The sequence below is a fragment of the Pseudomonas sp. MWU318 genome (assembly GCF_016756945.1).
Taxonomy (GTDB): Bacteria; Pseudomonadota; Gammaproteobacteria; order Pseudomonadales; family Pseudomonadaceae; genus Aquipseudomonas; species Aquipseudomonas putida_A.
In genome coordinates this window covers 161,430-181,172 of record NZ_JAESJL010000004.1, presented here as the reverse complement: position 1 = coordinate 181,172, position 19,743 = coordinate 161,430, and the positions used below count along the sequence as shown (strand labels likewise).

General features: G+C 60.4%; 23 protein-coding genes and 1 tRNA gene. 10 read left to right on the top strand and 14 right to left on the bottom strand.

Annotation, left to right across the window (positions count from 1 at the left end):
- The first annotated feature begins 51 nt into the window (after positions 1-51).
- The 4 genes from JN524_RS11825 to JN524_RS11810 all read left to right on the top strand — a co-directional run bounded on the left by JN524_RS11825 (position 52) and on the right by JN524_RS11810 (position 2,975).
- Positions 52-690: a LysE family translocator gene (locus tag JN524_RS11825; protein ID WP_202369448.1), complete on the top strand. Its 639-nt coding sequence runs from the start codon at positions 52-54 to the stop codon at positions 688-690.
- A gap of 79 nt (positions 691-769) precedes the next feature.
- Entirely contained in the window at positions 770-2,119 is a 1,350-nt protein-coding gene (locus JN524_RS11820) for a sensor domain-containing protein (protein WP_202369447.1), read from the top strand.
- A gap of 118 nt (positions 2,120-2,237) precedes the next feature.
- On the top strand, positions 2,238-2,396 hold the full coding sequence (locus tag JN524_RS11815) for a KGG domain-containing protein (protein ID WP_003222499.1): 159 nt from the start codon (positions 2,238-2,240) through the stop codon (positions 2,394-2,396).
- 75 nt (positions 2,397-2,471) lie between these two features.
- Entirely contained in the window at positions 2,472-2,975 is a 504-nt protein-coding gene (locus JN524_RS11810; RefSeq protein WP_027614439.1) for a DUF4142 domain-containing protein, read from the top strand.
- 100 nt (positions 2,976-3,075) lie between these two features.
- On the opposite strand, the gene JN524_RS11805 is transcribed toward JN524_RS11810, so the two are convergent.
- Positions 3,076-3,486, bottom strand: coding sequence for a low affinity iron permease family protein (locus JN524_RS11805; RefSeq protein ID WP_047598058.1), 411 nt, complete (start codon positions 3,484-3,486; stop codon positions 3,076-3,078).
- 187 nt (positions 3,487-3,673) lie between these two features.
- On the opposite strand from JN524_RS11805, the gene tam reads away from it, so the two are divergent.
- Positions 3,674-4,444, top strand: a complete 771-nt coding sequence (tam, locus tag JN524_RS11800; RefSeq protein WP_202369446.1) for a trans-aconitate 2-methyltransferase — start codon at positions 3,674-3,676, stop codon at positions 4,442-4,444.
- A 128-nt stretch (positions 4,445-4,572) separates the two neighbouring features.
- On the opposite strand, the gene JN524_RS11795 is transcribed toward tam, so the two are convergent.
- From JN524_RS11795 to JN524_RS11765, 7 genes are all read right to left on the bottom strand, one after another.
- Positions 4,573-5,301 carry a class I SAM-dependent methyltransferase gene (locus tag JN524_RS11795; RefSeq protein WP_202369445.1) on the bottom strand — a complete coding sequence of 243 codons (729 nt, stop codon included), beginning with the start codon at positions 5,299-5,301 and terminating at the stop codon, positions 4,573-4,575.
- A 149-nt stretch (positions 5,302-5,450) separates the two neighbouring features.
- Positions 5,451-5,858 carry a type II toxin-antitoxin system HicB family antitoxin gene (locus JN524_RS11790; RefSeq protein ID WP_202369444.1) on the bottom strand — a complete coding sequence of 136 codons (408 nt, stop codon included), beginning with the start codon at positions 5,856-5,858 and terminating at the stop codon, positions 5,451-5,453.
- Positions 5,859-5,894: 36 nt separating this feature from the next.
- Positions 5,895-6,074, bottom strand: a complete 180-nt coding sequence (locus JN524_RS11785; protein ID WP_007963251.1) for a type II toxin-antitoxin system HicA family toxin — start codon at positions 6,072-6,074, stop codon at positions 5,895-5,897.
- Positions 6,075-6,339: 265 nt separating this feature from the next.
- Positions 6,340-6,413 (bottom strand) — tRNA-Gly (locus JN524_RS11780).
- Between the two features lie 159 nt (positions 6,414-6,572).
- Positions 6,573-7,457 carry an alpha/beta fold hydrolase gene (locus JN524_RS11775; RefSeq protein WP_202369443.1) on the bottom strand — a complete coding sequence of 295 codons (885 nt, stop codon included), beginning with the start codon at positions 7,455-7,457 and terminating at the stop codon, positions 6,573-6,575.
- Positions 7,458-7,773: 316 nt separating this feature from the next.
- A complete protein-coding gene (locus JN524_RS11770; protein WP_202369442.1) occupies positions 7,774-8,466 on the bottom strand; it encodes a pseudouridine synthase in 693 nt (230 codons plus the stop codon).
- 33 nt (positions 8,467-8,499) lie between these two features.
- Complete coding sequence (locus JN524_RS11765; protein ID WP_202369441.1) at positions 8,500-8,730, bottom strand: cysteine-rich CWC family protein; 231 nt, start codon at positions 8,728-8,730, stop codon at positions 8,500-8,502.
- 264 nt (positions 8,731-8,994) lie between these two features.
- Between JN524_RS11765 and JN524_RS11760 the strand changes: the two genes are divergently transcribed.
- Together JN524_RS11760 and JN524_RS11755 are read left to right on the top strand one after the other, a co-directional pair.
- Positions 8,995-9,258, top strand: coding sequence for a hypothetical protein (locus tag JN524_RS11760; protein ID WP_202369440.1), 264 nt, complete (start codon positions 8,995-8,997; stop codon positions 9,256-9,258).
- Between the two features lie 179 nt (positions 9,259-9,437).
- Positions 9,438-9,836, top strand: a complete 399-nt coding sequence (locus JN524_RS11755) for a hypothetical protein (protein WP_007963255.1) — start codon at positions 9,438-9,440, stop codon at positions 9,834-9,836.
- Positions 9,837-9,902: 66 nt separating this feature from the next.
- Here JN524_RS11755 and JN524_RS11750 read toward each other — a convergent pair whose 3' ends face one another.
- Positions 9,903-11,015, bottom strand: a complete 1,113-nt coding sequence (locus tag JN524_RS11750) for an enoyl-CoA hydratase/isomerase family protein (protein ID WP_202369439.1) — start codon at positions 11,013-11,015, stop codon at positions 9,903-9,905.
- A 132-nt stretch (positions 11,016-11,147) separates the two neighbouring features.
- Here JN524_RS11750 and ung point away from each other — a divergent pair, with 132 nt between their 5' ends.
- The gene (gene ung, locus JN524_RS11745; protein WP_202369438.1) at positions 11,148-11,840 is read left to right on the top strand and encodes a uracil-DNA glycosylase; all 693 of its coding nucleotides are present in this window, start codon (positions 11,148-11,150) and stop codon (positions 11,838-11,840) included.
- A 125-nt stretch (positions 11,841-11,965) separates the two neighbouring features.
- Here the strand turns inward: ung and JN524_RS11740 are convergent, their stop codons facing one another.
- The 5 genes from JN524_RS11740 to JN524_RS11720 all read right to left on the bottom strand — a co-directional run bounded on the left by JN524_RS11740 (position 11,966) and on the right by JN524_RS11720 (position 17,390).
- Positions 11,966-13,000 carry an AbrB family transcriptional regulator gene (locus JN524_RS11740; RefSeq protein WP_202369437.1) on the bottom strand — a complete coding sequence of 345 codons (1,035 nt, stop codon included), beginning with the start codon at positions 12,998-13,000 and terminating at the stop codon, positions 11,966-11,968.
- Complete coding sequence (locus JN524_RS11735; RefSeq protein ID WP_202369436.1) at positions 12,993-14,507, bottom strand: tripartite tricarboxylate transporter permease; 1,515 nt, start codon at positions 14,505-14,507, stop codon at positions 12,993-12,995. Before JN524_RS11735 ends, JN524_RS11740 begins: the two co-directional genes overlap by 8 nt.
- Position 14,508: 1 nt before the next feature.
- On the bottom strand, positions 14,509-14,967 hold the full coding sequence (locus tag JN524_RS11730; RefSeq protein ID WP_027614453.1) for a tripartite tricarboxylate transporter TctB family protein: 459 nt from the start codon (positions 14,965-14,967) through the stop codon (positions 14,509-14,511).
- 58 nt (positions 14,968-15,025) lie between these two features.
- Entirely contained in the window at positions 15,026-16,003 is a 978-nt protein-coding gene (locus JN524_RS11725) for a Bug family tripartite tricarboxylate transporter substrate binding protein (protein WP_007963261.1), read from the bottom strand.
- A 94-nt stretch (positions 16,004-16,097) separates the two neighbouring features.
- The gene (locus JN524_RS11720) at positions 16,098-17,390 is read right to left on the bottom strand and encodes an OprD family porin (RefSeq protein WP_202369435.1); all 1,293 of its coding nucleotides are present in this window, start codon (positions 17,388-17,390) and stop codon (positions 16,098-16,100) included.
- Between the two features lie 236 nt (positions 17,391-17,626).
- Between JN524_RS11720 and JN524_RS11715 the strand changes: the two genes are divergently transcribed.
- Positions 17,627-18,298: a response regulator gene (locus tag JN524_RS11715; RefSeq protein ID WP_003222545.1), complete on the top strand. Its 672-nt coding sequence runs from the start codon at positions 17,627-17,629 to the stop codon at positions 18,296-18,298.
- The gene (locus JN524_RS11710) at positions 18,291-19,676 is read left to right on the top strand and encodes a sensor histidine kinase (RefSeq protein WP_202369434.1); all 1,386 of its coding nucleotides are present in this window, start codon (positions 18,291-18,293) and stop codon (positions 19,674-19,676) included. Before JN524_RS11715 ends, JN524_RS11710 begins: the two co-directional genes overlap by 8 nt.
- The last annotated feature ends 67 nt before the right edge of the window (positions 19,677-19,743 follow it).

Genomic DNA, 19,743 nt, shown 5'->3' with positions numbered 1-19,743 from the left:
TTGGGCTGATATAGACTGGCCATCATTTGTACTGGCGCCAGCAGGTTTTTCATGACTCCATCGCTGCTAATGGCCGTTCTGGCCTCGGGTTTCATTTACGGCATCACGCCCGGGCCGGGTGTTCTGGCGGTGTTCGGCATTGGCGCGGCGCATGGGCGACGGGCCGGAGCCGGGTTTCTTTGTGGGCACCTGCTTGGCGATGTGGTCTGGTGCAGCACCGCGCTGATCGCCATCGTCGGCGCGCGGGAAATCGGCAGCACCGCCTTCGATGTGCTCGGCGTGCTCAGCGGTTTGTACCTGTTCTGGCTCGGCTGGCGCGCTGTGCGAGCCCAGCGGCGCAGCGATGATCAGCCGCAGGGCGCGGCGCGTCAGCCATTCTGGCACGGCATCCTGTTCGGTTTGACCAATCCCAAGGCCTACCCGGTGGCGGTGGCGACATTTACCGCGCTGCTGTCGAGCCGTGCCGAACTGCTCAACTGGTCGATGCTGCCGGGGCTGATCGCCCTGAGCTTTCTCGGCGGATTGCTGGCTTACGCTATCTTGATCGGCGTTGTCGGCGCTCGACGGGTGCGCACGCTGTATCAGCGCCACGAGCTGATGATCACGCGTTTGTGTGGCGTGATGTTCATCGGTTTTGCGATCAACGCACTGATGCACGCACTACCGGGATTGCTGCCGAACAAGGCTTGAATTTGTGTGCAGGGATGCGTGAACAAGGGGTCAGGGATGGTTGAACAGTGCTGCATTGTCCGGACACCCAAGCTGAACCATGGAAAGCCGAAATTCTGCGCCGTTGGCGAGTTATATGGACCTGTTGCTGGATGCCGTCTGCGCGGTGGACAGGCAGGGCCGTTTCGTTTTTGTCAGTGCTGCCTGCGAGCGTATTTTTGGTTATACGCCTGACGAGTTGATCGGCCGGTCGATGATCGAACTGGTGCATCCCGCAGACCGCCAGCGCACCCTGGCTGCCGCCCACGACATCATGGGCGGCGAACCCAAGCACAATTTCGAGAACCGTTATGTGCGCAAGGATGGCCGCATCGTCAACATCCTCTGGTCGGCACGCTGGTCGGAGGTCGATCAGCTGCGCATTGCCGTGGCCCGCGACATCACCGAGCGCAAGCAGGCGGAATCGCGTCAGGCTGCGCTGTATGCGATTTCCGAGGCGGCGCATGTCGCCGAAGACTTGCTGGCGCTGTTCAAACGCATCCACCTGATCATCGGCGAATGGCTGCCGGCGCTGAATTTCTCCGTGGCGCTGTACGACGAGCACTGTGCGCAGCTGAATTTTCCCTATCACGTCGACGATCACGAATTGCAGCCCGAGCAACCGGGCACCGTTACCGGGCGTTTGTGTGCGGAGGTCATCCGCAGCGGTCAGCCGATTCTGCTGACGCCGGACAGCCCCGACGCCTCGCCCGACTTCGCCGCGCTGGTGGCGGGACAGGATTCACCGTGCTGGCTCGGTGTGCCGCTGAATTCGAAGAACGGCACCATCGGTGCGCTGATTGTCAAAAGCCTGCCGGGCGGCGAGCGTTACACCGAGCAGGACAAGGAACTGCTGCAATACGTCTGCGCCCAGGTCGCCACCGCCATCGAGCGCCAGCAGCTGCACGCGCGGCTCAAACGCATGGCGCAGTACGATCAACTGACCCAGTTGCCCAATCGCGGGTTGCTCAAAGATCGCCTCAAGGCTGCGCTGGCCGCTGCCCGCGAAGCATCGGGAAACATGGCGTTGCTGTACGTCGATCTGGATCGCTTCAAACAGGTCAACGACACCTTTGGCCATGCGGTTGGCGACATGCTGCTGCAAACGGTGGCGAGCCGGCTCAAGGGCTGCGTACGCGACACCGATACCGTGGCGCGCATCGGTGGCGACGAATTCGTGGTGCTGTTGCACAGCGTTCACGCCGCTGAAGACGCCGACAGCGTGGCCGGAAAAATCCGCCAGGTGCTGGTGCAGCCGATGCGCCTGGACGGTCACAACCTGCACATCGAACCGAGCATCGGCGTGGCCCGCTATCCCGAACATGGCAGCGAGGAGCAACAATTGTTCCGGCATGCCGACCAAGCGATGTACGCCGCCAAACGCCTCAATCATCGGGCGGTGGATAGCTGAAACAGTGCGCGCCGTTCGTCGCGGCGCGGGCAACTTTTCTAAACCTTTGGCAGTCCGGCAATTCTCAATCTAGGCGGGCATCTGCTCGCCAACGATCAACACCAAGAGGAAGAGAATCATGCCTAATTCAAGAAACTCGAACTCGGGAAACTTCGCCAACGATCGAACGAAGGCCTCTGAAGCCGGTCGCAAAGGTGGGAAAACCACCACCACGACAGTCGACAAAGAGCCTGCGAAAACCGAAATGGGCCGCAAGCCAGCTCAGAAGTCGAAGTAGTCGGTGAGGTAGTTTTGATTGAGAGGCGGGGGCGCAAGCCCCCGCTTGAATTTGCAGAGATAGGAGGGCGCGACCATGAGCCGGATGGCCACCCAGATACGTCGTTTCAGTTTTGCCACACTGTTGGGATTGTTCGCGGGCACAGCATTCGCCCAGTCGCCTGCCGACTTCATCAACGATGCGTCCGCCAAAGGCATGGCCGACATCGAAGCCAGCCGTCTGGCGCACCAGAAATCCGAATCCAAAGAGGTCAAGGATTACACCATTGTCGTGATCAATGACCGCACCACGGCCAACCAGCATCTGGCGAAGATCGCGAAGAAACTCGATCTGCCGGTCGCGCCCCGTGAAGAAATCGCCGACAAGGCCAAGACCATGATTCCTCAGGTCAAAGACGGTGAAACCTTTGACCAGGCCTACGCCGCGAGCCAGGTGAAAGCGACCGAAGAGGCCATCCAGCAAATCCAGCAGGAAGCGCAGTCGACCGACGTGCCGGAAATCAAGGCCTTTGCCGACGAGACACTGCCAAAACTGCAAAGCCATCTGGAAATGGCCCGGGCGCTGCAAGCCAGCCGCTGATACGACCAGCAAAGCGAAAGATCGCAGCCTGCGGCAGCTCCTACACCGTTCAATGTAGGAGCTGCCGCAGGTTGCGATCTTTTGCTTTGTTCAACTTTGCTTAGCAGTCATTCAAATCCTGCTTAGGCTTGCTCTTCTCCCCGAGCCCCTCAAGGTTGAACACCTCGCTTTCCCCCAGGCTGCGGTAATGCTTGCGCAGCGCCTCGAGTTGTTTGAGATCCAGCGACTCCAGCCCGAGCATCGCGTTCTGCGCTTCCTTATTCACCCGCAACAACTCATCGAGTTTCAGATGCAGGATGTCGGTATCACGGTTCTGCGTGTTCTGAATCAGGAACACCATCAGAAAAGTGATGATCGTGGTCGAGGTGTTGATGATCAGTTGCCAGGTGTCATTGAAATCAAAAATCGGCCCACTCAACCCCCACAGAAAAATCAGGATCAACGCGCCCATGAAGGTTTTCGGGCTACCGGCCCAGAGGGCCAGGGTCTGGGAGATTTTCGCGAATTTCATTGCGATGTTCCTTATTGGGAGAGCTTGAAATTCAGACATCCGGGGCGCGATGAAAATTCTACTTACTAATGACGTCTGCCAATAATTGTGAGGGTGAAGACATCCCTTGCAATAAGCCTGTCTGGAACTGCCCGCAGCGCTGCCTGTATTGTGACGAACCGCAGGAATGTCCCGACAGGAGAACGCAATGAGTTGGTCCGCCAGACAATACGTCGCTTTCGAAGATGAACGCACCCGCCCGGCCCGTGATCTGCTGGCGGCGATTCCCACGGTTCAGGCGCGATCGGTGGTCGATATCGGTTGCGGCCCGGGTAACTCCACCGAGCTGCTGGTGCAGCGTTTTGAGCAGGCGCAGGTCCGGGGGCTGGACAGCTCGGCGGACATGATTGACGCGGCGCTCAAGCGGCTGCCGCAGTTACAGTTCGACGTCGCGGAAATCGATAGTTGGGCGGATCAAGGCCCGTTCGATGTGATCTTCGCCAACGCTGTGTTGCAGTGGGTGCCGGATCACGCGACGTTGCTGCCGGCGTTGGCGGGTAAGCTTTCGGACGGTGGCAGTCTGGCGATCCAGATGCCGGACAACCTCAACGAGCCTTCCCATCGACTGATGCGCGAAGTCGCCGCCAATGGCCCATGGGCCGCGAAACTCGCCGGCGCCGCCGGGCAGCGCACCGACATGGCGAGTGCCAGCGAATACTTCGCGATGTTGCGTCCGCACTGTTCGCGGGTCGATGTGTGGCGCACCACCTATCACCATCAACTGCCGGGCGGGGCGGCGGGGGTGGTGGAGTGGTTCAAGGGCAGTGGTTTGATTCCGTTTCTGAGCCCGCTGAGCGGAGAGGAGCAGGCGCAGTATCTGCAGCAGTATCTGGCGGCCGTTTCCGAGGCGTATCCGGCGTTGCCGGATGGTTCGGTGCTGTTGCCGTTTCCGCGGCTGTTCATCGTCGCGACTCGCTGAAGCCAGCCTTCAGCCACCTGTAGTGAGGGGATTTATCCCCGATGGACTGCGCAGCAGGCCCTTTAAGCGATTGCTACGCAACCATCGGGGATAAATCCCCTCACCACATATTGTTTGCTCAGCTCAGATTAGCGCTGCACCGCCACCAACATCATCATCGGCCGCTCCCGCTCTTCAGCCAGCGCTGGTTGCGCGGCCACCTCCGCATCGCTCGGCCCCCATTCGTTGACATGGCGAATGGCAAAGCCCGCTGTGATCAACGAATTCAACAGCGTGCCCATCGTGCGGTGCTGCTTGATCACCCCGTCGGCCAGCCAGTGGGTCACCCGTTCGCCTTCCATCTGATAACTGTCCAGCGGCCAGCGCTTGTGGCCATCGCTGTCGACCAGCCAGCCTGGATTGCGCGGGGCCATGAAGATCGGGTGCTCGATGGAGAACACAAAATGCGAACCCGGTTTCAGCGCCGCGTACAGATGGGCGAACAGTCCGGCCAGATCCTTGATGTAGTGCAGCGCCAGCGAACTGTAGGCCAGATCGAAACTGCAGGCCGGCAAGTCGAGATGTTCGAGGTCGGCGCGTTCATAGCGGATGTTCGCCGCCGCTGTGGTTTCGCGCGCGCGCTCCAGCATCTTTTCCGAGACATCCAGCCCCAGCACATGGGCGGCGCCATGTTCACTGGCCCAACGGCTGAACCAGCCATAGCCGCAGCCGAGGTCGACCACATTCAAGTCGTGCATCGATGGCAGCAACGCCTTGAGCGCCGGCCACTCCGGCGCGGCATCGAGGCCGCCGATTGAACGGTTCATCTGGCTGTAACCGTGAAAAAATTCGGGGTCGTCGTAAATGTTTTGCGTCATGGGGGAAGTGCTCTTTTGAGTTCGGTCATCAGCGGCACAGAGGCCGCGCCATGGAGTCCCTCGAAAGTCAAAACGCGTATTCGTCGATGGCCGCGCAGGGGGAGGGTGGTGGGTGATGGGGAAATGCTAGCGGAGGGCCGGATTTGTATTCAACCTTGCTGCAAGACCTTCAACGCTGCCGAGGCCAGAAACCCCGAACGACTTTTTTCTTCCGGGTGATGAAGCACATATTCATCTATGCGGTTGAGCAGATAGCCGGGCAGTGTGATGTTGAGTTTCTGCGCCTTGCCCAGGTATTTGGTAACGTCGATATCAACCACAGCCCAGGCACAACCGGAGTACTGCGGGTTCACTACGTGCACGCCAAGCTTGCTGGCTGGCGGGATCGACGCACCGTCCTCGGCCAGAATTTCGAAATGCCCCTCAATGGCTTCACGAGCCATCGCGACGGCATCATCCAGGTCATCCCCGGCAGAAAAGCAGCCGGGAATATCCGGCACCTCCACTCCCCAGGCGTGTTCTTCATCACCTATTGAAATTGCGATCGGGTAAAGCATGTTCGTGGACCTCCTGGACGCTGTCGGTGGAGTGAGTCAAAGCAGCGCCTGTTTCAAAATGCTGATGGCCGTTTTTTTAAGCAGGTCCTTCTTCGGATGCGGCACCGTCACCAGACCGGGTTTGATGGGATGTTTAAAGTGATGATGACTGCCTTTGACCCGCACCAGATACCAACCGTCTGCGACGAGTTGACCGATTAAAAAGCGGCTATTCACAACACCTCCTTGTGGTGTGCTTGGTGGGTACTATAACTACTGATTTTTTTTGATCAACACTATAACCACCGAACGGTCATCGTCCTTTGATTGGCTCGGTGGCAAGATCCAGTCTAGGCTGGGGCGTCGCGTTGGGATGATGGGTGTGTTGCAGGCCTTTACGGGGCAATGCGGGCAAATTCCGGACACAAAAAAACCGGCCCTGTAGTCCGGTTTTTCTGTTCCTGCATCCCCCGTCATAATCACGACGTGAGACCTGAATGAGTGGAGCGGGTAGAGGGAATCGAACCCTCAACTAAAGCTTGGGAAGCTTTCGTTTTGCCACTAAACTATACCCGCTCAGAGCGGCTGACTTTGTACCAGAGTCGGGCGCGGATTTGAAGTTTTTCTTTTGCCCGCAGCGCGTTACAGCATTGAAAACGGTCATTCGCGGGCAAATCTGCAGGGCAATCAATGCTGGTTTTCCAGCCCCACAGACTCGCTCGCGACGACGCTTTTTCAAATGGCCAATGCATGGTGATCCTGGACGAACGCGTAACGCGTTCGGCTCGACTGCGTTGAGGGTTTCAGGAAACCAAGCAGGGCGTTCTGGCTATCGCGGCACGCAGCCTTGTGTTCCATGTCGAGGAAGTGGCCGGTGGCCTGCAGCGTGGTGAAGGTGCTGTGCGCCACATGGTTGCCGAATATCCGGGCGTCTTCGGCGGCGGTGTATTCATCCCATTCGCCGTTGAGAAACAGCACCGGCACGTTGATCTTCTTCGCCGCATTCAAATAGCACTGGCGATCACTGTGCAGCACGTCACTGATGTGGAAGTGCATCTGCCCGTATTCGTGCTCGGCCAGGCTGCTGACGTGGCGATAGTTGAAGCGCTTGAACAGTGACGGCAGGTGTTTGCCGATAGTGCTGTTGACCAGGTGCCCGACGCGGTCGCCGTCGCGCTGGCCGAGGTAATCGACACCGCGCTCCAGGTAATCAAGCATGTGTGCGTTGATCACCGGCGAGAACGAGCTGATCACGGCTTTCTCGATACGTCGCGGCTGTTGCGACAGGGCAACCAGGGTCGCCGCACCACCCCAGGAAAACGACAGCACGTGTTCGGCGCCGAAGTGGTCGATCAGCTCCAGCAGGATCTGCCCTTCGACTTCCTTGGTCAGATGTTTCTCGTGACGGTTGTGGATTTTCGACTTGCCCGCGTAGGGTTGGTCGTAGCAAACCACGTTGAATTGCGGGTGCAGGTTTTTCACAGTCTGTGCAAACGACGCAGTCGTGGCCATCGAGCCGTTGACCAGGATGATGGTCTTTTCTGCGGCGTCTGCGCGATAGAACTCCGTGTAAACCCGATACTGACCCTGTATATCCAGCACAGCGATTTCTGGCCTCATGTCATAAGACTCCTGGCAAGCAAGCGGGTATGCGCGCAAATAGAGATTGCACGAGCTTTGTGACAGGTAGGCATACGCCTGGAATTTGCTTGGCCCATGTCGATCCATGACTGCGGTCGACGGGTGTTGTTATTGGCGGGCAGTCTGCCGGCTGAGGCGCAACCCAGAGGGCTGACGACCGGCAAAAAGTTTCTTAGAGGTATGGTGTGACTAATCGGTCACAATTTGGCCGACGTCCTGATTCAAGCAGTGGGAAAGGGATCGCGCAAGTGCCGTTGGTAAATTGTTCGACAACTTCTGCTGAGCGGTCGCCGGCTTAGAACAAATGGATCTCTTCGGTGCGCAAAGCGCGGTACTCGCCCGGTTTTAGCGCGTTATCGAGCGACAGCGGGCCCATGGATTCGCGGTGCAGGCGCAAGACTTTGTTGTTGAAGTGACCAAACATGCGCTTCACCTGATGGTAGCGACCCTCGACGATGCTCAGGCGCGCCACTCGCGGGCCGAGTACATCGAGTTGCGCCGGTTGCGTGGTCAGGTTTTCGAAGGCGAAGTAGATGCCCTCGGCAAACGTGAGCGCGTATTGCGGCCCGATCTCCTGTTCAGTCTCGACGTAATAGACCTTCGGCAGTTTGGTCTGCGGTTGGGTCAGGCGTCGCGACCAGCTGCCATCGTTGGTGATCAACATCAGTCCGGTGGTGTTGAAGTCGAGGCGTCCGGCGATGTGCAGGTCGTCCTTGTCCGGTTCATCGATCAGGTCAAGCACCGTCGGGTGCTGCGGATCGCGAGTGGCGCTGACGTACCCCGGCGGCTTGTGCAGCATGAAGTAGCGTGCCGGTTTGCCGAGTTGCAGGACTTCTTCATCGACTTCGACGCGGCTGAACTCCAGCACTTCGCTGTGCGGGTCGCTGACGACTTTTCCGTCGATCCGCACGCGCTTTTCCACCAGCAAAAGGCGAACCTGCTGACGGTTATAGCGGGGCAGGTTGCTAAGGAAACGGTCGACGCGCATGGTCAGAAATCGGCGGACAAAGGGTCGCGTATCTTACGGGATCGGTCGCGCCGCTGCTTGCAGTTGCGCTTCGACCTGAGCGCAGCGCGGGCATAGGCAGGATTTGTCGCGCAGCGCCGCTGGCAGCGCCTCGAGGACTGCCGGATCAATGCTCACGCCGTAGCACCAGCAGGCTCGGTCAGTGGTGCGCGGGTCGGCAAGGCTGCAGTCGTTGCGGGCGCCGCAGGCCGGGCAGAGGTCGGGTTTAGTGTCGGAATCAGGCATAAGTCGGGTGAGGCATTTCCACGCAGGTGCGGTTACGGCCGGTTTGCTTGGCCCGTTGCATCGCATGATCGGCCCGGGACGATAGCCTGTGCAAGCTCGCAGGCCAACTGTGGGAGCAAGCCTGCTACCACAGAGGATTTTCAGTGTGACTGACGCCGCTTATCTGAAGCCTTTCCGCGCCCGGCACTTGCCCTGGACCTGACAGTCAAAAACTGTGTCGGCTGTGCTGTCCTGCTGCGGCCGTGGGTCTTTCAGGAGGCCGTCATGGGTATTTCAAAACTGTTGCGTCGAGTGCTGCTGGGAGCGGTGCTCGGTTCAGGCCTGTCCGGGTGTTATTACTATGCCGGTCCTTACGATGCTTACCCTGCCACTTACTACTATCCAGGCTATTACTCGCCGTATTACTACGGCGGATATTACGGACCGCGTTACTACGGCGGTGCTCATTATTACTACGGCGGCTACGGCTATCGCGGCGGCTACGGACGCGGTTATCACGGTGGTGGCTATCACGGTGGGCACCACTGATCAGTTGCTGAATGACAGTGGTTTCCAAATGAACAGGATTTCATCAATCACATGTTTCAACTTGTTACGGAAGCGCACCAGATTCGGAAAACGCTGTCAGATGTTTCGTCAGTCACCGAATAAACGACTGATGCCTGCCAGCGTCGCTGGTGCGGCTACCCGCGGTCCAGGAGGCCGCCATGTATCGACGAATTCTTCTACTTGCTGCGATGATGTTTTCCGTTGCCGGTTGCGCTCCCTACTCCTACGCAGACAGTTATTACAGCTCAGAGGTCTACACCTCACCCGCTCCGGCGTACTACAACACTGGCGGCACCTATTACAGCGGTGGCAGCACCTACTACTCGGCCCCGCGCTACTACCAGGCGGCCCCGCGTTATTACCAACCGGCTCCGCGTTACTACTCGGCGCCCCGCTACTACCAACCAGCGCCGCGCTACTACGAGAGCCGCCGCTGGCACGACAATGATCGTGGCCGTTGGGACGGTCACCGTGGTGGGGGTTGGGATCGTGACCGTGGCGGCCGTGACCATCACGGTAACCGCGGTGACCACGGCGGGCGAGGCGGTCGCTGGTAATCATCCGCAAACAAAAAAGCGGCGCATTGAGCGCCGCTTTTTTTGTGCCTGCGATTTGCCGGGCATTCAGTATTGCGTCAAATCCGCCAACGGATGCCGACCTTCCCAGACCTTGTGAAAATGCGCCTCGACCACCGCATCCGGAACATTGCTGATATCCGGCCAATGCCAGTGCGGTTTCTGATCCTTATCGATCAGCCGCGCCCGCACCCCTTCGCTGAATTCCGGGTGCCGACAGCAATTGAGGCTCAGGGTGTATTCCATCTGAAACACTTCGGCCAGCGACAGATAGCGGGCGCGGAGGATCTGTTCCCAGACCAGATGCGCGGTCAGCGGCGAGCCTTCGCTCAGGGTTTTCGCGGCGCGAGCGATCTGCGGATCACTGCTGTCGCGTTGCAGGCTGATGGCTTTCCAGGCACAGATGACGTCGCTGACGTCGAGCAGTTCATCGATCTGCTGGCGGCGCGGCAACCATTGCGCCTCGGGCATCTGCCCGACGGCTTCCTGTTGCAGGGCCTTGAGCAGGCTGTTGAGCTGCATGTCGGTCTGTTCCTGCCAGTTGAGTTGCAGCAGGCCTTCGATCAGTTGCGGTTGCTGCTCTTCAAGCAGAAAGCGGTCGGCCAGATCCAGATCGATGGCATCACGACCGTTCATGTGCGCGCCGGTCAGTCCAAGAAACAAGCCGAGCTTGCCCGGCAACCGTGAGAGAAACCAACTGGCGCCGACGTCCGGATACAGACCGATGGTGATCTCGGGCATCGCCAGGCGACTGCTCGGCGTGACAATCCGCGTACTGGCGCCTTGCAACAGGCCCATGCCGCCGCCGAGCACGTAACCGTGGCCCCAGCAAATCAGCGGTTTGGGGTAGGTGTGCAGGCTGTAGTCCAAGCGATACTCGGCGGCGAAAAACTGCGCCGCCAGTGGCGGGACTTCACCGGGGTGGGCCCGGCAGGCCTCCACCAGACTGCGCACTTCACCGCCGGCGCAGAATGCTTTGGCACCATTGCCGCGCAGCAATACGCAGACGATTTGGGGATCCTTGGCCCAGGCGTTCAGTTTGTCGCTCAGGGCGTTGATCATCGGCAAGGACAGCGCGTTGAGCGACTTTTCAGCATCCAGGCTGGCGATCCCGAGGCGGGCGCCGTCGGTGCCGGTGAGTTCTTCGAAGTGCAGATTCATCGTGACCTCGATCGGGAAATTGAGCGTTCAGTATGATCGCTGTGTGGGAAAGTGCCGGATCTGTGTCAGATCAATTGACAAGCGTGGTCGGCTTTCCTAGGGTTCGCCCCATTGTTTTTGCCGGGTATGACCATGACTGCTGACGACCGTATCAAACTCGAACCGAGCTGGAAGGAGGCACTGCGTGCTGAATTCGACCAGCCTTACATGGCAGAGTTGCGCAATTTTCTGCAGCAGGAGCGGGCGGCCGGCAAGGAAATCTATCCGCCGGGGCCGCTGATTTTCAACGCGCTGAATTCGACGCCGCTGGATAAAGTCAAAGTGGTGATCCTCGGCCAGGACCCGTACCACGGTCCGGGCCAGGCCCATGGCTTGTGCTTCTCGGTGCAACCGGGCGTGCCGGCGCCGCCGTCGCTGGTCAACATCTACAAAGAGTTGAAGCGCGACTTGAACATCGACATTCCCGACCACGGCTACCTGCAGAGCTGGGCCGATCAGGGCGTGTTGATGCTCAACACCACCATGACTGTCGAGCGCGCCAATGCCAACGCGCACAAGGATAAGGGCTGGCAGTTCTTCACCGACCGGATCATTGAGGTGGTCAGCGAACGCCAGCCGCATCTGGTGTTCATGCTGTGGGGGGCGCACGCGCAGAGTAAGCAGAAACTGATCGATGCGACCAAGCACCTGGTGCTGACGTCGGTGCATCCGTCGCCGTTGTCGGCTTATCGTGGATTCCTCGGCTGCGGGCATTTCAGCCGGACCAACAAGTTTCTCGAGCAGAATGGCGAAGCGCCGATCGAGTGGCGTCTGCCGCCGGTTTGACTGGATGACCGGGCCGGCCCTATCGCTGGCAAGCCAGCTCCCACAGAGTTTCGGGGTGCACACAAGATTCGTGGCAGCCTCGATCCGGTGGGAGCTGGCTTGCCAGCGATGAAGTCGACTCGGTGTTACTCGGGATTACGGTTCCAATACTTGAACAACGGCTCCGCCAGAAACAGCACAAACAGCAGCCGCATCACCTGCATCGCCGTCACCAGCGGCACCGACAGTTGCAGGGTCTCCGCCGTCAGGCTCATCTCGGCAATCCCCCCGGGCATCATGCCCAACGTCAGCGAACGCAGATCCAGATGGGTCAGTGCACTCAAACCTAAAGCCGCCAAGGTCGCGATCAACATGGTCAGCGCCGTGCCGATCAATGTACGCCCCATGAATGACGGCGCGCGGCGGAAGAACTGTCGATTGAAGTGACAGCCCAGCCCGCTGCCGATCAGCCACTGGCCGATCTGGCTTCCACCGTCCGGCAGGCCGATGTGCAAATCCCAGGCAATGCTCACCGTGGCACTGACCAGCAGCGGCCCGAACAGCCACGGATTGGGCTGACGCAAACGCTGCCAGAGCCAGGCGAGCAGGGCGCCCGTAGGAAACAGAATCGCCAGCCAGCGCCAATCGACGTTGCCGGCGTGGGAAATCGGTGTGCCGTCGCCCAGCAGATACTTGAACGCGGCCGGCACGCACAACACCACCACCAGCACCCGCAGACTCTGCCCCGCCGCGACATGGCTGAGCAGCGCGCCATTGCGCGCGCCGAGGTTGACCATCTCCCCGGAGCCGCCGGGCATGCTTGAGAAAAACGCCGTGGCGCGATCTTCGCCGGTGCGGCGCATCAACCACACCCCGACCACCGCCGACAGGCTGGTGACCAGTGCGCCGAAGAAGATCAGACCGAAGTGACTCAGCACCTGCTCCATCACCAGCGGGGTGAAGTGCAGGCCAATGCCGATGCCGACAATCCATTGGCCGCATTTACGCCCGCCGGGGATTTCCGTGAGTTGCCACGGGGTCAGGCAGCGCACGAGGATGATCGCCAGCAACGAGCCGACCATCCACGGCAGTGGCCAGCCGATCAGGCTGGCGATAAAACCGCCAAGCAGACCGACCAGCGGGGTCGCCCACCAGCTTCTGAGGGAGGAGCGATCAGACATCGGCGATGGCGCGTTGCGCCGCCGAACGCTTGCGCCAGATGCGCAGCAGCGGCAGCAGCAACATGATCGCGGTCAGGATCCACACGCCGAAAGTGATCGGGCTCGACCAGAGGATTTCCAGCGCACCGTTGGAAATCGACAGCGCACGACGCAGGTTCTGCTCCATCAGCCCGCCGAGAATGAACCCCAGAAGCACCGGCGACAACGGGAAATCCAGTTTGCGCAGGATGTAACCGAAGATGCCGATGCCGACCATCAGGAACAGGTCGAAGGTGGTTGCATGCACGGCGTACACACCGATTCCGGTGATGATCGCGATCACCGGCACCAGTGCCCAGTTCGGCACGGCGAGGATGCGGGTGAAGATGCGGATCATCGGGATGTTGAGGATCACCAGCATGATGTTGGCGATGAACAACGACGCGATCAGGCCCCAGACGATGTCCGGTTGCTGTTGGAACAGCAGCGGCCCCGGGGTGATGTTGTACAGCGACAGCGCGCCGATCATCACGGCGGTGGTGCCCGAACCGGGTACGCCGAGGGTCAGCATCGGCACCAGTGCACCGCAGGCCGAAGCGCCGATCGCGGTCTCAGGAGCGGCGAGGCCACGGGCGTCACCCTGACCGAATTTGCCGCCGGCACCGGCGATGCGTTTTTCGGTCATGTAGGCCACGGCACTGGCCAGCGTCGCGCCGGCACCCGGCAACACGCCCATGATGAAACCCAGCAGGCCGCAACGGATGTTCACCACGAACACCGACGCCGCTTCCTTGAAGTTGAACATCATGCGTCCGGTGGCTTTCACCGCTTCCTGACCGCGATGGGTTTTTTCCAGCAGCAGGAGGATTTCACTGACCGAGAACAGGCCCAGTACCAGCACCACGAACTGGATGCCGTCGGTCAGGTGAATGTTGTCGCCGGTGAAGCGGTATACGCCGCTGTTGGCGTCGATGCCAACGGTCGACAGAAACAGCCCGATCAACGCCGCAATAAACGTCTTCAACGGACGATCGCCGGCCATGCCGCCAAGGCAGACAATCGCGAACACCATCAACACGAAGTATTCCGCCGGACCGAAGGCAATCGCCCATTTCGCCAGCAGCGGGGCGAACAGCACCATGCCGCAGGTGGCGATGAACGCACCGATGAACGAACTCCATGCCGACAGCGACAGCGCGACACCGGCCAGACCCTGACGCGCCATCGGATAGCCGTCGAGGGTGGTCATCACGGTGGAGGCTTCGCCCGGAATGTTCAGCAGGATCGAGCTGATCCGCCCGCCGTATTCGCAGCCCAGATACACCGCCGCCAGCAGAATCAGCGCCGACTCCGGCGGCAGGCCAAGGGCGAAGGCGATCGGGATCAGCAGGGCCACGCCATTGATCGGACCCAGGCCCGGCAACAGCCCGACCACGGTGCCGATCAGCGTGCCGGTCAAGGCCGTGACCAGGTTGTACGGGCTCAGCGCGACGCCGAAGCCCTGACCCAAATAACCGAGAGTATCCATATCAGTTCTCCAGAACGTCGAGCAGGCCCAGAGGCAGTGGAACGTCCATCAGACGGTCGAACAGCAGGTATAGACCGATGGCCATCAACGTTGTCACCACGATGCTCGGCAGCCAGCGACCGCCATACAGGCGCGCCATCGGGATGCCGATCAGGATGCTGCTGAGGATGAAGCCCAGCGGTTCGAACAGGCCGGCGAAGACCAGCAGCAACAGCACGCAGATGCCGATCTTGGTCAGGGTTTCGCGATCCAGCGGTGGCTCGTCTTCGCTGTGTTTGATCGGTGCCGGGCGGAACACCATGTACAGCAGCGCCACGCCCATCAGGCCGAGCATCAGCAGAGGAAAGGCGCGCGGGCCGACCGGTTCATAAGAAAAAGCCGCTTGATACGGCCACGCCATCAGCGCCAGGCCAACGCAGGCCAGCAACAGCACCGAGGCGAAAATGCGTTGTAAGAGCATGGGAAACTCCTGTGCCGAGGCCTCGATGCGCGAGGCCGCAGCCGCTAGACAGAGACGATCACTGAATCAGGCCGAACTCTTTGGCCAGCACTTTGTAGTCCGCGACCTGCTTCTTCACGTAGGTGTCCAGCTCCGGGCCGGTCATGGCGAACGGGAACAGTTCACGTTGATCGCGCAGCTTGGCGAAGTCGTCCGAGGCCAGCAGTTTGTCGAAGGCGTCTTTCCACCAGGCGTAGTCTTCGTCGCTGACTTTTGGCCCGAGGTAGAAACCGCGCACCACCGGCCAGACGATGTCGTAGCCCTGCTCGCGCGCGGTCGGGATGTCTTTCATTTCCGGTTCGTCGATGCGTTTATCGGCGAACACCGCGAGCAGCCGCATGTCACCGCTCTGGATATGCGGCATGGAGTCGGAGATGTCGGTACTACCCACCTGGATGTGACCGCCGAGCAGTGCAGTAGCGATTTCGCCGCCGCCTTCGAGGGCGACGTAACGCAGGTCACGCGGGTTGATCCCGGCAGCCTTGGCGATCAGTGCGGTCTGCATCCAGTCCTGGCTGCCGACGGTGCCGCCGGAACCGATGACCACGGAGCTCGGATCTTTCTTCAGGGCTTTGACCAGATCGTCGAGGGTCTTGTAGGGCGAATCGCTCTTCACCGCGATGGCGCCGTAACTGGTGCCGACGGCGGCCAGCCAGCGCACGTTGGTCTCGTCGAAACGACCGAACTTGCCTTGCGCCAGGTTCAGCAACGAACCGCTGGACCACGCCACCAGCGTGCCGGCATCGGCCGGGCGCTGGGCGACGACCGCGTTGTACGCCACCGCGCCGACACCGCCGGGCATGTAGGTCACGCGCATCGGTTTGGTCAGCAGTTTTTCATTGACCAGCGCGCTTTGCGCCAGTTTGCAGGTCAGGTCGAAACCGCCGCCGGGGGAGGCCGGGGCGATGCATTCCGGACGTTTCGGTTCGGCCATCAATTGGCCGGCGAACAGCATGACGCCAGCGGCCAGAGCAACTTTACGCAGTGACAAATTCATTGGTTTCTCCACAGTCTTGTTGTTGTAGGGCTTTTTGTAGGAGCTGCCGCAGGCTGCGATCTTTTGATCTTCCAACCCGCAGCATTTCAATCAATTACCAAAGGGCAACGCTATAGCTCACCAGCAGACGCACTTCATCGGCATCGCGAGCGGAGTAGTTGGAACGGTAGGTGGCATTACGCAGGCGTACGGCAACGTCCTTCAGGGCGCCGCTTTGTACTACATATTTGATCTCGGTGTTGCGCTCCCACTCTTTGCCTTCTTCGCCATTCTTGAGCTTGATGTTGTCCCCGCTCAGGTAACGGCTCATGAACGACAGGCCTGGAATGCCGAGACGCGCAAAGTCGAAATCGTAACGCGCCTGCCATGAGCGCTCTTCGGCGCCGGCGAAGTCGTTGATCTGCACGAAGTTGACCAGGTACGGGTCGCTGCCATCGACATACGGGAAGGCGCTGTCGCCGGACATGTGCTGATAACCGGCGGTGAACTTGTGGCCGCTCAGGGCGTAGCTGACCAGACCGTTGAGCGAGCGGTTGTCGATCTCGCCACCACGGGCCGCGCCCTGATCGTCACTGACGGCAAAGCGCAGGTCGGTGGCGAAGGTGCCCGGGCCCATCGGCCGCGAGGCGACCAGACCGAAGAAGTGCTGGTTATAGACTTCGTCGAGCTGGGCGAAGTGGTAACTGCCGGTGATCTTGTCGGTGAACTTGTAGTCCACGCCGGCAAAATCGAAATGCTTGCCGGCCACGGTGCCCGCGAAGCGGCTGTTCTTGTTGTTGAGGGCGATGTCCTCGAAATCGGTGCTGTCGCGATCCTTGGCTTTCTCCAGACGCCCACCGGTGAAGGTCAGGTTCTTGATCTCCTTGGAGGTCAGCAAACCGCCTTCAAAGGTCTGCGGCAGGATACGCCCGTCATTCGGTTTGAGGATCGGCAGTTCGGGAATCAGGCTGCCGATTTTCAGTTCGGTGGCGGAGATTTTCACTTTGCCGGTCAGGCCGACTTTCGAGTATTCGTTCGCCGCGCGCCCGTCATCGTGGGTCGGCAACAGGCCGGTGCCGGTACGATCCGGGCTCGAATCAAGTTTGACCCCGAGCATGCCCAGCGCATCGAGACCGAAGCCCACGGTGCCGTCGGTGTAACCCGATTGCAGATTGAGCATGAAACCCTGCGCCCATTCATCACGCTTGCTTTGCTGGGCACTGGTGCCGTCGCGAAAGTCGCGGTTGAAGTACATGTTGCGGGTTTCGAAGGTGGCGGAACTGTCTTTGATGAAGTCGGCGTAGCTCAACGGTGAGAAACCGGCGAGTGCAGCGGTGCTGGCGAGGGTGGCGTGGCGCAAACGAGAAGGACGAACAGGCGTAGAAGCCTTGGTCTGCAAGGACGGCATGCGGGTGTACTCCGTTTATTGTTCTTATTGGTCGAAAACGCTTCGAGGCGTTTTTCGTATCGCTGTGTGGCAGCAGCGACGGCAGTCGAAACTGTCCGTGACCGGACTCTAACGGGCTAACCTTTCACTAACCTTTCAGCTGGATTTCGCGGTTTTCGGGCTTCACAGCGGCGGTTGCGGCTGTAAACTCCGCGGCAAAGAGTGGCGTCGGCCATCCCTGAATGAGGTAGAGATCCATGCGTGTTCTGCTCGTCGAAGACCATCTGCAACTGGCCGAAAGCGTTGCCCAGGCGCTCAAGAGCACCGGTCTGACCGTGGACGTGTTGCACGATGGCGTGGCCGCCGACCTGGCGCTGGGCAGCGAGGAATACGCGATGGCGATCCTCGATGTCGGCCTGCCGCGCATGGACGGGTTCGAGGTGCTGGCGCGCCTGCGCGCGCGGGGTAAAAATCTGCCGGTGTTAATGCTGACCGCACGCAGCGACGTGAAGGATCGAGTTCACGGCTTGAACCTCGGCGCCGACGATTACCTGGCCAAACCGTTCGAACTGACCGAACTCGAAGCCCGGGTCAAAGCCCTGTTGCGGCGCAGTGTGCTCGGTGGCGAGCGTCAGCAGCGCTGCGGCGTGCTGGCCTACGATCTCGACACCCGACGCTTCAGTCTCGGCGAAGAACTGCTGACTCTGACCTCCCGCGAACAAGCCGTGCTCGAAGCGTTGATCGCCCGCCCGGGCCGGGTGATGAGCAAGGAACAACTTGCGGCTCAGGTATTCGGTCTCGACGAAGAAGCCAGCCCCGATGCCATCGAAATCTACGTGCATCGTCTGCGCAAGAAACTCGACGGCCAACCGGTGGCGATCGTGACCTTCCGTGGCCTTGGTTACCTGCTGGAAAGCCGCGATGCATAAGCCCAGCAGCCTGCGCTGGCGGTTGCTGTGGAACCTCGCGTTGTTGCTGGTGGTGTTGATGCTCGCCAGTGGCCTGAGCGCGTACTGGAACGGGCGCGAAGCTGCCGACACGGCTTATGACCGAACCCTGTTGGCCTCGGCGCGAACCATTGCCGCCGGCCTGTCGCAGCGCGACGGCACGCTCAGCGCCGACGTGCCCTACGTGGCGCTGGACACCTTCGCTTACGACAGCGCCGGGCGGATTTACTACCAGGTGAACGACATCCACCAGAAGCTGATTTCCGGCTACGAAAACCTGCCCGGACCACCACCCGGTACGCCAAGAACTGACGATTATCCAGCGCTCGCGCGCTTCTATAACGCGACCTATCGCGGGCAGAACGTGCGCGTGGTCAGCCTGCTCAAAGCGGTCACCGAACCGAACATGAACGGCATGGCGGAAATCCGCGTCGCGGAAACCGATGAGGCGCGGGTCAGCATGGCCCGCAGTCTGGCGGCCGATACGCTGCTGCGTCTGGGCATGCTCGCCATCGGCGCCTTGTTGCTGGTGTGGTTTGCGGTGAGTGCCGCGCTGCGCCCGCTGGAGCGTTTGCGCACGGCGGTGGAGGAGCGTCAGCCCGATGATTTGCGGCCGCTGCCGCTGGTGGAAGTGCAACATGAATTGTGGCCGCTGGTGCGCGCGCTCAATCACTTCACCGAACGCTTGCGCGGGCAGTTCGAGCGGCAGGCGCAGTTCATTGCCGATGCCGCCCACGAACTGCGCACGCCACTGGCGGCGTTGAAGGCGCGGCTGGAACTGGGGCTGCGTTCGTCTGAAGCGAAAACCTGGCGCACAACCCTGGAATCCTCTGCGCAAAGCACTGATCGCCTGACCCATCTGGCCAATCAACTGCTGTCGCTGGCGCGGGTGGAAAACGGTGCCCGGGCGATTGCCGAGGGCGGCGCGCAATTACTGGATCTGAGTCAGTTGGCCCGCGAGCTGGGCATGGCCATGGCGCCGTTGGCTCATGCACGCGGGGTTGCGCTGGCGCTGGAGGCGGATGAACCGGTGTGGCTGCGCGGTGAGCCGACGTTGCTCAATGAACTACTGAGCAATCTGGTGGACAACGCACTGGCGCATACCCCACCGGGCGGCAACGTGATTCTGCGGGTCGCGGCGCCCGCGGTGCTTGAGGTTGAAGATGACGGGCCGGGCATTCCGCTGGAAGAGCGTGATCGGGTGTTTGAACGCTTCTATCGGCGCAATCAGCAGGTCGCGGGGTCAGGGTTGGGTCTGGCGATTGTCGGAGAGATCTGCCGGGCGCATCTGGCGCAGATTACCTTGCACGATGGCGAGCAGGCGGGTTTGAAGGTTCGGGTGAGTTTTATTGCCGGATAGCAGTCGAGAGGGCTTTTGTGGCGAGGGAGCTTGCTCCCGCTCGGCTGCGCAGCAGTCGTGATCCTTG

Coding starts and splice junctions, on each gene's coding strand:
- JN524_RS11825 (WP_202369448.1), top strand. CDS start 52: ATGACTCCATCGCTGCTAATGGCCGTTCTGGCCTCGGGTTTCATTTAC.
- JN524_RS11820 (WP_202369447.1), top strand. CDS start 770: ATGGAAAGCCGAAATTCTGCGCCGTTGGCGAGTTATATGGACCTGTTG.
- JN524_RS11815 (WP_003222499.1), top strand. CDS start 2,238: ATGCCTAATTCAAGAAACTCGAACTCGGGAAACTTCGCCAACGATCGA.
- JN524_RS11810 (WP_027614439.1), top strand. CDS start 2,472: ATGAGCCGGATGGCCACCCAGATACGTCGTTTCAGTTTTGCCACACTG.
- JN524_RS11805 (WP_047598058.1), bottom strand. CDS start 3,486: ATGAAATTCGCGAAAATCTCCCAGACCCTGGCCCTCTGGGCCGGTAGC.
- tam (WP_202369446.1), top strand. CDS start 3,674: ATGAGTTGGTCCGCCAGACAATACGTCGCTTTCGAAGATGAACGCACC.
- JN524_RS11795 (WP_202369445.1), bottom strand. CDS start 5,301: ATGACGCAAAACATTTACGACGACCCCGAATTTTTTCACGGTTACAGC.
- JN524_RS11790 (WP_202369444.1), bottom strand. CDS start 5,858: ATGCTTTACCCGATCGCAATTTCAATAGGTGATGAAGAACACGCCTGG.
- JN524_RS11775 (WP_202369443.1), bottom strand. CDS start 7,457: ATGAGGCCAGAAATCGCTGTGCTGGATATACAGGGTCAGTATCGGGTT.
- JN524_RS11770 (WP_202369442.1), bottom strand. CDS start 8,466: ATGCGCGTCGACCGTTTCCTTAGCAACCTGCCCCGCTATAACCGTCAG.
- JN524_RS11765 (WP_202369441.1), bottom strand. CDS start 8,730: ATGCCTGATTCCGACACTAAACCCGACCTCTGCCCGGCCTGCGGCGCC.
- JN524_RS11760 (WP_202369440.1), top strand. CDS start 8,995: ATGGGTATTTCAAAACTGTTGCGTCGAGTGCTGCTGGGAGCGGTGCTC.
- JN524_RS11755 (WP_007963255.1), top strand. CDS start 9,438: ATGTATCGACGAATTCTTCTACTTGCTGCGATGATGTTTTCCGTTGCC.
- JN524_RS11750 (WP_202369439.1), bottom strand. CDS start 11,015: ATGAATCTGCACTTCGAAGAACTCACCGGCACCGACGGCGCCCGCCTC.
- ung (WP_202369438.1), top strand. CDS start 11,148: ATGACTGCTGACGACCGTATCAAACTCGAACCGAGCTGGAAGGAGGCA.
- JN524_RS11740 (WP_202369437.1), bottom strand. CDS start 13,000: ATGTCTGATCGCTCCTCCCTCAGAAGCTGGTGGGCGACCCCGCTGGTC.
- JN524_RS11735 (WP_202369436.1), bottom strand. CDS start 14,507: ATGGATACTCTCGGTTATTTGGGTCAGGGCTTCGGCGTCGCGCTGAGC.
- JN524_RS11730 (WP_027614453.1), bottom strand. CDS start 14,967: ATGCTCTTACAACGCATTTTCGCCTCGGTGCTGTTGCTGGCCTGCGTT.
- JN524_RS11725 (WP_007963261.1), bottom strand. CDS start 16,003: ATGAATTTGTCACTGCGTAAAGTTGCTCTGGCCGCTGGCGTCATGCTG.
- JN524_RS11720 (WP_202369435.1), bottom strand. CDS start 17,390: ATGCCGTCCTTGCAGACCAAGGCTTCTACGCCTGTTCGTCCTTCTCGT.
- JN524_RS11715 (WP_003222545.1), top strand. CDS start 17,627: ATGCGTGTTCTGCTCGTCGAAGACCATCTGCAACTGGCCGAAAGCGTT.
- JN524_RS11710 (WP_202369434.1), top strand. CDS start 18,291: ATGCATAAGCCCAGCAGCCTGCGCTGGCGGTTGCTGTGGAACCTCGCG.